Source organism: Acidiphilium sp., from assembly GCF_049977125.1.
Lineage (GTDB): Bacteria > Pseudomonadota > Alphaproteobacteria > Acetobacterales > Acetobacteraceae > Acidiphilium.
Map to the genome: position 1 here is coordinate 27,264 of NZ_JBMFGY010000006.1, position 12,298 is coordinate 39,561.

Below are 12,298 nucleotides of genomic sequence, written 5' to 3' on the forward strand. Positions count from 1 at the left end.
GCCTCGCGTTCCGGCATCGAGGCTGCGGCGGTGCCGGCCGCGCCGGGCGGGAACGATGCCGCGCTGCCGCAGGTGGGCTGGGAGCCCTCAGCCGAGGCGGAGCTCAAGAAAATCCCGTTCTTCGTGCGCGGCAAGGCCCGCCGCAACACCGAATTATTTGCCGCCGAGCATGGCGTGACCCTGATCACGATTGAAACGATTTATGATGCAAAAGCCCATTTCTCCCGCTGACAACGCGACGCCGATCCGCGTTGCCATCGTCACGATGGACAGCCATCTGGATGGTGTGATCGAGGCCGGGCGGAAATCGCTGATCGAGGAATATCCCGGCCTGTCGATTGAACTGCACACCGCCGATCATTGGGCCTCGAGCAAGACCGCTCTGGCCGCCTGCACCGCCGCGATCGGCTCGGCCGACATCGTGATCGCGACCATGCTGTTCCTCGACGAACATATCCGTCTGGTGCAGCCCGCCCTTGCCGCACGGCGCGATCATTGCGACGCGATGCTTTGCGCCCTGTCGGCCGCGGAAGTGGTCAACCTCACGCGCCTCGGCCGGCTCGACATGAGCAAGGAGGGAAGTGCGGCCCTCAAATTCCTGAAGAATCTTCGCCCCAAGCGCAAGGATTCCTCGGCCGCCGAATCGCAGATGCGCACATTGCGCCGCCTGCCGAAAATGCTGAAGCTGATTCCCGGCGCTGCCCAGGATCTGCGCAGCTATTTTCTTGCCCTGTCCTATTGGCTTGCCGGATCGTCGGACAATGTCGAGAGTCTGATGCGCATGCTGATCCGGCGTTATGCGTCAGGTCCGCGCGGGGTGCTGAAAAGCAAGGTCGCGGCCCCGGCGCCGCGGGAATACACCGAGGTTGGCGTGTATCATCCGCGCATGCCGGGTCACATCGGCACCGACCGTGCCGCGGTGCCACGGTGCGCGCATGCGCATGGCACCGTCGGGCTGGTTTTGTTGCGCAGCCTGATCATTTCGAACGATTGCGCGCATTACGATGGCGTGATCGCGGCGATCGAGGCGGCGGGCTATCAGGTCTTGCCGGTGTTTGCCGCCGGGCTCGACGCCCGGCCGGCGATGGAGCGGTATTTCGTCAAGGACGGTATCCCCACCGTCGATGCGATTGTCTCGTTGACGGGGTTTTCGCTGGTCGGCGGTCCTGCCTACAACGATTCGAAAGCGGCCGAGGCGGTGCTCGCAGCGCTCGATGTCCCTTATCTGTCGGCCCATGCGCTCGAATTCCAGCCGATTTCGACCTGGGAAGCCGATCCGCGCGGTCTCACCCCGATCGAGGCGACCATGATGGTCGCCCTGCCGGAACTCGATGGCGGGATCGTGCCGATGACGTTCGGGGGGCGGATCGGCGGCAGTGGGCCGACCGCGCGGGCGATGACCGTCCATGCCGAGCGCGCGACGATGCTGGCCAACCGCGTCGCGAGGTTGATCCGTCTGCGCAAGGCCGCTCGTGCGGAGCGGCGCATTGGTCTGGTGATTTTCAACTTTCCACCCAATGCGGGGGCGACCGGCACCGCCGCTTATCTTTCGGTGTTCCGCTCGCTCTACAATACGCTCGGTGCCCTGCGTGACGCGGGCTACACGGTTGAAATGCCGGCGGATGTCGAAACCCTGCGCGAGATGATCTGCGTCGGCAATGCCGCCCAGTATGGCGCGCCCGCCAATGTCGCTGTGAAAATCCCGCGTGATGATCATGTCCGGCGTGAGCCGCATCTCGCGGAGATCGAGAAAATCTGGGGACCCGCGCCGGGGCGGCAGAATTCCGATGGCGCGTCGATCTTCATCGTTGGCGTGCAACTCGGCAATGTTTTCATCGGCGTCCAGCCCGCCTTCGGGTTCGAGGGTGACCCGATGCGCCTGATGTTCGAAGGCGGCTTCGCGCCCACCCATGCGTTCAGCGCCTTCTACCGCTGGCTGCGCGAGGATTTTGCGGCTCATGCCGTGCTGCATTTCGGCACCCATGGCGCGCTTGAATTCATGCCGGGCAAACAAGCCGGCATGACCGGCAAATGCTGGCCCGATCGGCTGATCGGTGACCTGCCCAATTTTTATCTCTACGCCTCCAACAACCCGTCGGAGGGCATGCTCGCCAAGCGCCGCGCCAATGCCACGCTGATCAGCCACCTTACCCCGCCGGTGACCCAGGCCGGGCTCTATCGCGGCCTCGCCGACCTCAAGGCGAATGTGCTGCATTGGCGCGGCCTGCCGCCGGAAACCCAGGCTTGTGAACGTCACGACCTTGAGGCGTTGATCCAGGCCGAAGCCGCCAAACTCGACCTTGCCGCTGCCGAACCGGCCTGGGGCGAAACCGCCGCCGCCGCGATCGCGCAGCTCAACATCGCTTTGCTCGACCTCGAATATTCCCTGATCCCGATGGGTCTGCACGTGGTCGGCAACCCGCTCGACGCCACGCAGCGCCGCGAACTGCTCGACGCCGCCGGCATCACCGAGCCGCGCGAGCGCGCCAGGATCGATGCCTTGCTCGGCACCGATCACGAGATTCCCGCCATCATCAAGGCGCTCGACGGGCGCTACATCCGCCCCACCCCGGGCGGCGACATTCTGCGCAATACCGATGTGTTGCCGACGGGGCGCAATATTTATGGTTTCGATCCGTTCCGGATGCCGAGCCCCTACGCGGTGAGCGACGGCGCGCGCCAGGCCGACCGGCTGATCGCCCGCCACCACGCGGAATCCGGTGCGCTGCCGGAAACCGTCGCCATGGTGCTCTGGGGTTCGGACAATCTGAAATCCGAGGGTGGCCCGATCGCCCAGGCGCTCTGGCTGATGGGCGCGCGCCCCCGCCGCGATTCCTACGGCCGCCTCGCCGGCGCCGAACTGATCCCGATCGCAGAGCTCGGCCGCCCGCGCATCGACGTGGTGATTACCCTGTCGGGTATTTTTCGCGACCTGCTGCCGCTGCAGACCAAACTTCTTGCCGAAGCCGCCCTGCTCGCCGCCGAAATCGACGAACCTTTCAGCCAGAACTTCATTCGCAAGCATACGCAGGATTTCATCGCCCAGCACGGCGGCAGCATCGAAGATGCCGCCCTGCGCGTGTTCAGCAACGGCGACGGCACCTATGGCGCCAACGTCAATCAGCTCGTCGATTCCGGCGCCTGGCAGAACGAGGATGAACTCGGCAACGCCTTCGTCAAGCGCAAGGGCTTCGCCTACGGGGTGGCCGGCCGCGCCGAACGGCACGACGCGGTCTTCGGTGCTATTCTGAAAACCGTCGATGTGGCTTATCAGAATCTCGAATCGCTTGACCTCGGCGTGACCACCATCGATCATTATTTCGATGGTCTCGGCGGCATGAGTCGCGCTGTGAAGGCGGCCCGCGGTACCGATGCGTGCCTCTATATCGGCGATCAGACCACCAGCGACGGCACCATCCGCACCCTGAGCGAACAGGTCTCGATCGAAACCCGCACCCGCATGCTCAACCCGAAATATTTCGAAGCCATGCTCTCCCACGGCTCGGAAGGCGTGCGCAACATCGAAGCCTCGGTCACCAACACGCTCGGCTGGTCCGCCACCACAGGGCAGGTCGAACCGTGGATCTATCGCGAAATCAGCAATGTCTTCGTGCTCGACCCCGAGATGCGCGACCGGATTGCGAAACTCAACCCGATCGCCTCGGCCAAAATCGCGGGACGTCTGCTGGAAGCCCATGAGCGGAATTACTGGACGCCGGATGACGCAACGCTCGAAGCGCTGCGGGCCGCCGGCGCCGAACTGGAAGACCGGCTCGAAGGGCTGGAAATGGAGCGCGCAGCATGAATGATATCACGACGGCCAACAAACTCGCCGCGCGCATCCAGGGGTCGAGTTGCAGCACCTCCTGTGGCGATGGCGAGGGCAGCATGCAGGTGGCGCTCGACCCGCAGGTGAAGATCACCGGCGCCAAAGTCTTCGCGATCTATGGCAAGGGGGGGATCGGCAAGAGCACGACATCGTCGAATCTTTCCGCCGCCTTCAGCCGTCTCGGCAAGCGCGTGCTCCAGATCGGCTGCGATCCGAAGCATGATTCCACCTTCACGCTGACCAAGCGCCTGGTGCCCACGGTGATCGATGCGCTGGAAGCGGTCGATTTCCATCCCGAAGATCTCCGGATCGAGGATTTCGTCTATGAAGGTTTCGGCGGTGTGCAATGCGTCGAGGCCGGCGGCCCGCCGGCCGGCACCGGCTGCGGCGGGTATGTCGTTGGCCAGACCGTCAAACTTCTGAAAGAGCATCATCTGCTCGAAGATTCCGACGTGGTGATTTTCGATGTGCTGGGCGATGTCGTGTGCGGCGGCTTCGCCGCCCCGTTGCAGCACGCCGATCGCGCCCTGATCGTCACCGCCAATGATTTCGACAGCATCTTCGCGATGAACCGCATCGTCGCGGCGATCGCGGCGAAAGCGAAAAACTATAACGTCCGTCTCGGTGGCGTCATCGCCAACCGCTCGGCCGCGACCGACCAGCTCGATAAATACAACGCCGCCACCGGACTTTCGACCCTCGCCCGCTTCGCCGATCTCGACGTCATCCGCCGCTCACGCCTGAAAAAATCGGTGCTGTTCGAAATGGAGGACAGCCCGGAGCTCGACGCGGTGCGCGCCGAATACATGGCCCTGGCTGAAACGCTTTGGGCGGGTGTTGAACCCCTCACCGCCGTGCCGCTGAAGGATCGCGAGATTTTTGACCTGCTGGGGTTCGAATAATGCCAGGAACGTTACAGGCGCAAACGTATCAACTCCGTCGCAGCGAGATCGAGACCTATTTCGACCGCACCGCTGCCGCGACCTGGGCGCGGCTGACCTCGGATGCGCCGGTCAGCGGCATCCGTGCGAAGGTGCGCGCCGGGCGTGATGCCATGCGTGCCACGTTGCTGTCCCTGCTGCCCGATGATCTCACCGGCGCGCGCCTGCTCGATGCCGGCTGCGGCACTGGCGCGCTGGCGCTCGAAGCCGCCCGGCGTGGGGCCGATGTCGTCGCGGTGGATCTCTCGCCCACGCTGGTCGATCTCGCGCGTGCGCGCGCCGCGCACGACCCGGTGTCCGTGCGGGTCGATTTCCGGTCCGGCGACATGCTCGACGAGGCCTATGGCACGTTCGATTTCATGGTCGCGATGGATTCCTTGATCCATTACCAGCGCCACGACGTGGTGGCGTCGCTCGGCCGCATCGCACCACGGGTGCGTCAGAGCATGATCTTCACCTTCGCGCCCGGCACGCCGCTGTTGATCACCGCGCGCATGATCGGCCGCTTGTTTCCCCGCAGCGATCGCTCGCCGGCGATCGAGCCGCAGCCGGAACGGAAACTCCACGCCGAGTTGATGCGCCACCCGGAAATCGCGGGTTTCTCGCTCGGGCGCACGCGGCGGATTTCCCATAGTTTCTATATCTCCCAGGCGCTGGAGTTGTCGCGATGAAACCGCCGCTCGAGACCAAATTCGCCCCGTTCTGGATGCGCCTCGACAAGAGCTGGCTCCCCTTCGCCGATGCGGCGACCCCGGAATTGCCGATGCGCCGCCTGCTGCGCCTGTCGCTGTTCCAGCTCACGGTCGGCATGTCGGCTGCGCTGCTGATCGGCACGTTGAACCGTGTCATGATCGTCGAGCTGCATGTCTCGGCGGCTCTGGTCTCGTTCATGATCGCGCTGCCGCTACTGCTCGCGCCGGTGCGCGCGGTGATCGGCTTTCGCTCTGATGGTTATCGCTCGGTGTTCGGCTGGCGCCGGGTGCCGTTCATCTGGTTCGGCACCATGGCGCAGTTCGGGGGGCTTGCGGTGATGCCGTTCGCCCTGATCATTCTGAGCGGAAATGCGGTCGGATTGCCGATCTATGGCAAAATCGGCGGTGCGCTGGCGTTTCTGCTGGTCGGCGCGGGGATGCACACCACCCAGACCGCCGGCCTCGCGCTGGCGACCGATCTGGCCCCGGAACATGCCCGTCCCCGCGTGGTCGCCATGCTTTGCGCGATGCTGCTCGGCGGCATGATCTTCGGCGCCTTGCTGTTCGGTTGGCTGCTCACGCCCTACAACCAGTTCCACATGATCCAGGTGATCCAGACCACGGCGCTGATCACCATTGCATTGAACTCGATCGCGCTCTGGAAACAGGAACCCCGCCGCCGCTACGCCGATGACGAGGCCCTGCCGGACCGTCGCGCCGGGATGGAGTCGCTTTCGGCCGCCTGGGGCCTGTTCCGCGCACAGCCGCTTGCGATCCGCCGGCTGGTTACCATCGGCCTCGGCACGCTTGCCTTCTCGATGCAGGACATTCTGCTCGAACCCTATGGCGGCCAGGTGCTGCGCCTGCCGGTCGGTGAAACCACCGCGCTGACCGCGATGCTCGCGGCCGGTGCCGGCACCGCCGCCATGGTTGCGCGCTGGCGCCTGACCCGCAACGGCGATCCCTACCGCGTCGCCGCCGCCGGTGTGCTGGTCGGGCTACTTGCGTTCAGCTGTGTCATTTTCGCGGCGCCCCTGCATTCGGGCCTCGTATTCGGCGCGGGCGTCGGCATGATCGGCTTTGGCGGCGGGTTGTTCCTGGTTGGCACCCTCTCCGATGCAATGAGCCGCGTGATCGGCGACATGAGCGGTCTTGCGCTGGGAGCCTGGGGGGCCGTTCAGGTGCTCGCCTCGGGCATCGCCATCGCCATCGCGGGCGTGCTGCGCGGCACCATCGCGACCCTTGCCACCCACGGCGCCTTCGGCCCCAGTTTCACCGGTCCGGCTGTGGGATACGATGCCGTCTATCACGTCGAGGTTTATCTGCTGTTCGCTACGCTGATCGCGATCGGGCCGCTGGTCCGGCGCACGTCCACCACAATCACCCAACCCACTGGCCTGACGCAGCACGACGCTGCGTTCGGTATGAAATAATAACGAGGTCTGTCATGCAAACCGGTGCAATAACCCCCTATATCGATGTCGCCCAACTCACCCTGTACGGGTTCTGGATCTTTTTCGTCGGGTTGGTGATCTATCTCCAGCGCGAGGGCAAGCGCGAGGGCTATCCGCTGGTCACCGGCGATAAGGGCAAGCGCCTTGAGGGATTTCCGCTGGTTCCGGCGCCGAAAACCTTCATCCTGCCCGAGGGCAAGACCAAATCGGTGCCCTGGAACGAACCGATCGAGGTGATCAACGCGCGTTCGAGCGCACCGTGGGACGGCGCGCCGATCGAACCGCTTGGCAACCCGATGCTCGACGGCATCGGCCCCGCCGCCTACACGCTGCGCGAGACCACGCCCGAGCGGATGCCCGATGGCGAGGCCCGTTTTGCCCCGATGCGCGTCGCGACCGATCACTGGGTCGCCGCCGAAGACCCCGATCCGCGCGGCGCCCCGGTGATCTGCTGCGATGGTGTGATCGGCGGGACCGTGGTCGATATCTGGGTCGATCGTGCCGACCAGATGCCGGCGTGGCTCGAAGCCAGTGTCGTCTCCGATCCGGCCCGGCGCGTGATGATCCCGATCAACCTGACGCGGGTGGTTTCCAATGACAATCCGTTCGACAATGCCTGGGTCAGCTTCGGCAGCATCGTGAGCGGCAGTCGCGGCCGGGCGGGTCTGCCGCGGTCGGCGAGCGGCGTGTCGGTCAAGGTTGGTTCGGTCACCGCGGCGCAATTCGCCATCGCACCGGGTCTGGGTTCGCCCGATGTCATCACCCCGCGCGAGGAAGACCGGCTCTCGGCCTATTTCGCCTCGGGCTATCTCTACGCGACACCGGCCCGCGCGGAGCCGCTGCTATGAGCGCGCCGCGCGGACTGCCGCATGCGCTTCCGGCTGGGGAAACCCAGCTCTGGCAGGGCTCGCCGAATTTCCGCGCGCTGGCCGTGGGTGCGTTCCATGTGCGGGTCTGGGCGGCCTATGTCGCCGTCATGCTCGCCTGGGGCGTGATCAGCGCGGTGATCTCGCATCACTCGCTGCGCGTTGCCGAGGCGGCGGGGTTTTGGTCGCTGCTGCTGGGATTAACCGCCCTCGGCATCGTGCTCGCCTTTGCCTATCTGACGGCGCGCACCACGATCTATACCATCACCGACCGCCGGATCGTGATCTGCTACGGTGCGGCGATCCGCAAGCATTTCAACCTGCCGTTCACGGCGATCCAGGCCGCCGGCCTGCGCACGGCCGCCGATGGCAGCGGGGACATTGTGCTGACGCCTCAAACCGATCGTCGATTGTCCTATCTGTTGCTCTGGCCGCATGTTCGTGCCGGCAAGCGCGGCCGGGTCGAGCCGGTGCTGCGCGGTATCCCGGATGCCGCGCGCGTTGCCCGCCTGCTGATCGATGCGCTCGATCCGGCGCGTCAGGCCAGTTCGATCATCCCGATCACGTCGGGTGAGGCGGCGCGTGCCGATATCCGCCAGGATGTCGGGGTCATGGATACCGATCTGGCCTCACGCGGTCGCGCGGCATGAGCGGCGCGGCCCATCATCACGACGACGAAGCCCCCTACGTTCCGCGTTGGGCGGTGATCGCGGCCGGCTGCGCGATGGTGGGGACCATCCTGCTCGCGACGGTCGCCCGCCTCACCACGCCAAGCTACACGCTGCCAACCGCGACGGCCCCGATCATGGCGCTGCGCTTCATCCAGACCCGGTCCCAGGCGCTGATCGTCCAGAATGCCGCGACAGGACGGCGGGTTACCGTGATCGCGCCGGCCGATGATGCGTTTCTGCGCACCACTTTGCGGACCATGATCGAAACCCGCGACCGCGATGGCATCTCCCGCACCGCGCCGTTTCTGCTGGTGCCGGCAGTGCGCGGCGCCCTGATCCTTGACGATCCGGCGACCGGCGAACACATTGACCTCCAGGCGTTCGGCCCCAGCAATGCCGGCCAATTCAAGGCTCTGATGGTCAACAACGGAGACAAATCATGATCGGCACCAAACAACGTATCGACCTGCGCTGCCTGATCGACTTCGAGCAGACACCGGAAAGCCTGCATGCCCATGTGATTCCCCAGGATGTCGAGATCTGGCCGGGCGATGAGATTTTACCTCTCGACGTGCCGAATATGGTCGCCTTCGGGGAGAGTTTGACCGGCGAATGTCACGCCACTTTGCTGCGCGCCGGACGGTTCGAGCGGTTCTGGACCCAGTTCCGCTCGTTGTTCGAAATCGCCGAACTCTACGAAGTTGGTTTCCAACCGCTCGATGATGTCAATATCGCGACCATCCATAACGGAGTCTGAGACCATGAACGCCGTGACCGAAAGCGTCAAAGCGCCCAACGCCCAGACCGAAGCGGCCCGGAACAGCACTATGCTGAGCCCGCGCTTTTATACCACCGATTTCGCCGCCCTCGATAAAATCGACGTCGAGCCGATCCGCGCCCAGTGGGAAACCCTGATGGCCGAGCTGAAATCCGACCCCAACAAAGGGCATTTCGCCCGCACCGACGAATTCAAGGTCGATATTTCGGGCATGCCCGAGGCGCTGCGGCGTGAGTTTCTCGATTTTCTGGTCAGTTCGGTCACGGCCGAATTTTCCGGTTGTGTGCTCTATGCGGAAATCAAGAAACGCGTCGCCAATGAAGATCTGCGCCGCTTGTTCGGCTATATGAGCCGCGATGAAGCGCGCCACGCTGGTTTCATCAACGAGGCATTGCGCGATCTGGACACGAGGGTTGATCTCGGTTTCCTCACACGCGCGAAAAAATATCATTTCTTCAAACCGAAATTCATTTTTTACGCGACCTATCTGTCCGAAAAAATCGGCTACGCCCGCTACATCACGATTTTCCGCCAGCTCGAAAAACACCCTGAATTGCGCATCCATCCGATCTTCAAATGGTTCCGCGAGTGGTGCAACGATGAATTCCGCCATGGCGAGGCGTTCGCCCTGCTGATGCGCGCCAACCCGTGGATGCTCACCGGCCTGAACACACTCTGGGTGCGGTTCTTCCAACTCGCGGTGTTTGCGACGATGTATGTGCGTGACCATGCGCGGCCACATTTCCACGCCGCCCTCGGCCTCGATCCCACGGAATACGACATGCAGGTGTTCCGCATCACCACGAAAATCGCCGAACAGGTCTTTCCGATCACGCTCGACATCGAAAACCCCAAATTCCTCGCAGGGCTGGAACGCCTCCGCAAGATCGACGTCGCGAACCAGGCGATCCGCGATGAGCACGGCATCGCGGCCCGGTTCCAGCGCGCCATCCACGCCGTGCAGGCGGTGGTCGCGTTCGGCGGACTCTATCTGATGCGTCCGAAAGCGCATGCGTTGCCGGCCGAGATCCGCCTGCAGCCGTCCTGGTAAACCGAAGGAACGCCGTTCATGAGCAACTACATCATTCCCGGTCTGTTTGCCCTGTTCGTCTGGTGGTTCAGCACCGGCGCGATCATTTTTCTCGACGGTCTGCCCCGCACCACGTTCAAATGGAGTATGCTGGGGGCGAGCGCGGTGTTCGCCATCTGTGTCATCGGGCTGGTCAAGGTCAGCGGCGAGACCACCGTCGCCGCCGCCTACTGGGCGTTCGGCTTCGGCCTGTTCGCCTGGGGTTGGCAGGAAATCAGCTTCTACATGGGCTTCGTCACCGGACCGCGCATCGCGCCTTGCCCGGAGAACTGCAGGGGCTGGGCGCATTTCGGCCACGCGATCCAGACCAGCCTATGGCATGAACTTGCCATCATCGGCTCCGCGATCCTGATCGTGGCGCTCACCTGGGGCCAGCCTAATCAGGTTGGCGTCTGGACCTTCATGGTCCTGTGGTGGATGCACCAGAGCGCCAAGCTCAACGTCTTCCTCGGCGTGCGCAACCTGAACGAGGAGTTCCTGCCTGAGCACATGAACTTCCTGAAGAGCTTCCTCAAGCGCAAGCCGATGAATTTGCTGTTTCCGTTCTCGATCACCATTTCTACCGTGATCGGCACCATCATGTTCGAGCACGCCGCCAGCGCCACCACCGGCTTTGCCCGCGCCGGCGACACGTTCATCGGCGTGATGATGGCACTCGCGATCCTTGAGCACTGGTTCCTCGTGGTGCCGCTGCCGGCCGCAAAAATCTGGGGCTGGGGCCTCAAATCGCGCAAACCGACCAAGGCGTTCGATGTCGAGATCATCGCGGGCTTCCTCGGCGCCGGCAAAACGACGTTCATGCGTCGGCGCCTCGACATGCTCGGTGCGGTGCCGCCCGAATCACGCGAGAAAACCGTGGTGCTGGTCAATGATTTCAGCACCGTCGGCATCGATGGCTCGCTGTTGCGCGGCCAGGGGGCCGATGTGGTCGAACTGCCGAACGGTTGCATCTGCTGCTCGCTGAAAAACGACCTCGCCAGCCAGTTGGAGGATGTCGTCGGCAAATTCGCCCCCGACCGCGTGCTGATCGAACCCTCCGGCGTCGCCGATCTCGCCTCGCTGATCGGTGTGCTCGAACGCCCCGCGATCGTGCCGTTCAAGCGCAGCCTCACCGTGATCACCATGATCGACGCCAGCGCCTTTCTCGGCGATTATGCCGAAATGCAGGCGCATTTCAGTGCTCAGGCGCGTCTCGCCTCGCTTCTGATCGTCAACAAGACCGATCTGGTCAGCGCCGCTGAACGTGACACGGTCGAAGAGACCTTGCAGCGGCTCAACCCGGATGTGCGGATCATCACCGCGCGCTACGGGGCGGTGCCGGCCGATGCCTTCGCGCTCAGCTCGAAAACCCGCAAGGACCCGACGGCCGCCGATGATGAGCGCGATGCCGCGCCGCGGATCAGCACGCAGCGTCACGAGTCGGAATATCAACCCAAACCGAGCGTGCCGCTTCAGGCGCAAGCCACGCCGCGCGCGGCACCCGCGCCTGTCGTCGCGCCCGAGGCGCATGATGACCACGCGCATACGCATCACGACCACGCCGAGCATCATCACACCGGCTGCACCGACAGCGCCTGCACCGACCCTGATCATCACCATGATCACGACCACGCCCATCAGGACGCGCTGGGCTTCGCCTCCTGGGCCGGTACACTCGACACGATCTGCGATGCCGATGCCCTGCGCCGGGTGCTCGACGCTGCCGTCGCCGGTGATTTCGGCACCATCGCCCGCCTGAAGGGGCTCGCCCGCTCCGGTCGTGGCTGGGTGCAGTTCGATATTGCCGGTCACCGCGCCAGCATCTGTGCTTTTGCCGCCCCGGCTGACGAGCAACCCCGGGTCGTCGCGATCGGCCGCAATCTTGACGATGCCGGCCTCGCCGCCGCTTTCGCGGGGTGCTCGATGCGCCTCGCCGCCGAGTAGCCGGCGACCGGCGCAAAACAATTCGAGCATGACCGGTTTCGACCGGCCATGCTC

At 64.2% G+C, this 12,298-nt stretch carries 10 protein-coding genes and 1 pseudogene; all 11 read left to right on the forward strand.

The features are described from left to right. Positions 1-231, forward strand: a pseudogene (locus ACP5E6_RS02125) (ferredoxin:protochlorophyllide reductase (ATP-dependent) subunit B); the annotation flags it as partial. Next, complete coding sequence (locus tag ACP5E6_RS02130; RefSeq protein WP_427951035.1) at positions 206-3,805, forward strand: magnesium chelatase subunit H; 3,600 nt, start codon at positions 206-208, stop codon at positions 3,803-3,805. The pseudogene ACP5E6_RS02125 and the gene ACP5E6_RS02130, both read left to right, overlap by 26 nt. Beyond that, on the forward strand, positions 3,802-4,731 hold the full coding sequence (gene bchL / locus ACP5E6_RS02135) for a ferredoxin:protochlorophyllide reductase (ATP-dependent) iron-sulfur ATP-binding protein (RefSeq protein ID WP_427951038.1): 930 nt from the start codon (positions 3,802-3,804) through the stop codon (positions 4,729-4,731). Before ACP5E6_RS02130 ends, bchL begins: the two co-directional genes overlap by 4 nt. Beyond that, positions 4,731-5,441, forward strand: a complete 711-nt coding sequence (bchM, locus tag ACP5E6_RS02140) for a magnesium protoporphyrin IX methyltransferase (protein WP_427951040.1) — start codon at positions 4,731-4,733, stop codon at positions 5,439-5,441. Before bchL ends, bchM begins: the two co-directional genes overlap by 1 nt. Continuing rightward, positions 5,438-6,895 carry a BCD family MFS transporter gene (locus ACP5E6_RS02145; protein WP_427951042.1) on the forward strand — a complete coding sequence of 486 codons (1,458 nt, stop codon included), beginning with the start codon at positions 5,438-5,440 and terminating at the stop codon, positions 6,893-6,895. Before bchM ends, ACP5E6_RS02145 begins: the two co-directional genes overlap by 4 nt. 14 nt (positions 6,896-6,909) lie before the next feature. Continuing rightward, the gene (gene puhA / locus ACP5E6_RS02150) at positions 6,910-7,764 is read left to right on the forward strand and encodes a photosynthetic reaction center subunit H (protein WP_427951045.1); all 855 of its coding nucleotides are present in this window, start codon (positions 6,910-6,912) and stop codon (positions 7,762-7,764) included. Beyond that, the gene (puhB, locus tag ACP5E6_RS02155; RefSeq protein WP_427951048.1) at positions 7,761-8,432 is read left to right on the forward strand and encodes a photosynthetic complex putative assembly protein PuhB; all 672 of its coding nucleotides are present in this window, start codon (positions 7,761-7,763) and stop codon (positions 8,430-8,432) included. The genes puhA and puhB overlap by 4 nt, the downstream gene beginning before the upstream one ends. After that, entirely contained in the window at positions 8,429-8,896 is a 468-nt protein-coding gene (puhC, locus tag ACP5E6_RS02160; protein WP_427951051.1) for a photosynthetic complex assembly protein PuhC, read from the forward strand. The genes puhB and puhC overlap by 4 nt, the downstream gene beginning before the upstream one ends. Then, on the forward strand, positions 8,893-9,210 hold the full coding sequence (locus ACP5E6_RS02165) for a hypothetical protein (protein WP_427951054.1): 318 nt from the start codon (positions 8,893-8,895) through the stop codon (positions 9,208-9,210). Before puhC ends, ACP5E6_RS02165 begins: the two co-directional genes overlap by 4 nt. Positions 9,211-9,214: 4 nt before the next feature. After that, a complete protein-coding gene (acsF, locus tag ACP5E6_RS02170) occupies positions 9,215-10,282 on the forward strand; it encodes a magnesium-protoporphyrin IX monomethyl ester (oxidative) cyclase (protein ID WP_427951057.1) in 1,068 nt (355 codons plus the stop codon). Between the two features lie 18 nt (positions 10,283-10,300). Beyond that, the gene (puhE, locus tag ACP5E6_RS02175; RefSeq protein WP_427951060.1) at positions 10,301-12,244 is read left to right on the forward strand and encodes a putative photosynthetic complex assembly protein PuhE; all 1,944 of its coding nucleotides are present in this window, start codon (positions 10,301-10,303) and stop codon (positions 12,242-12,244) included. Positions 12,245-12,298: the final 54 nt, after the last annotated feature.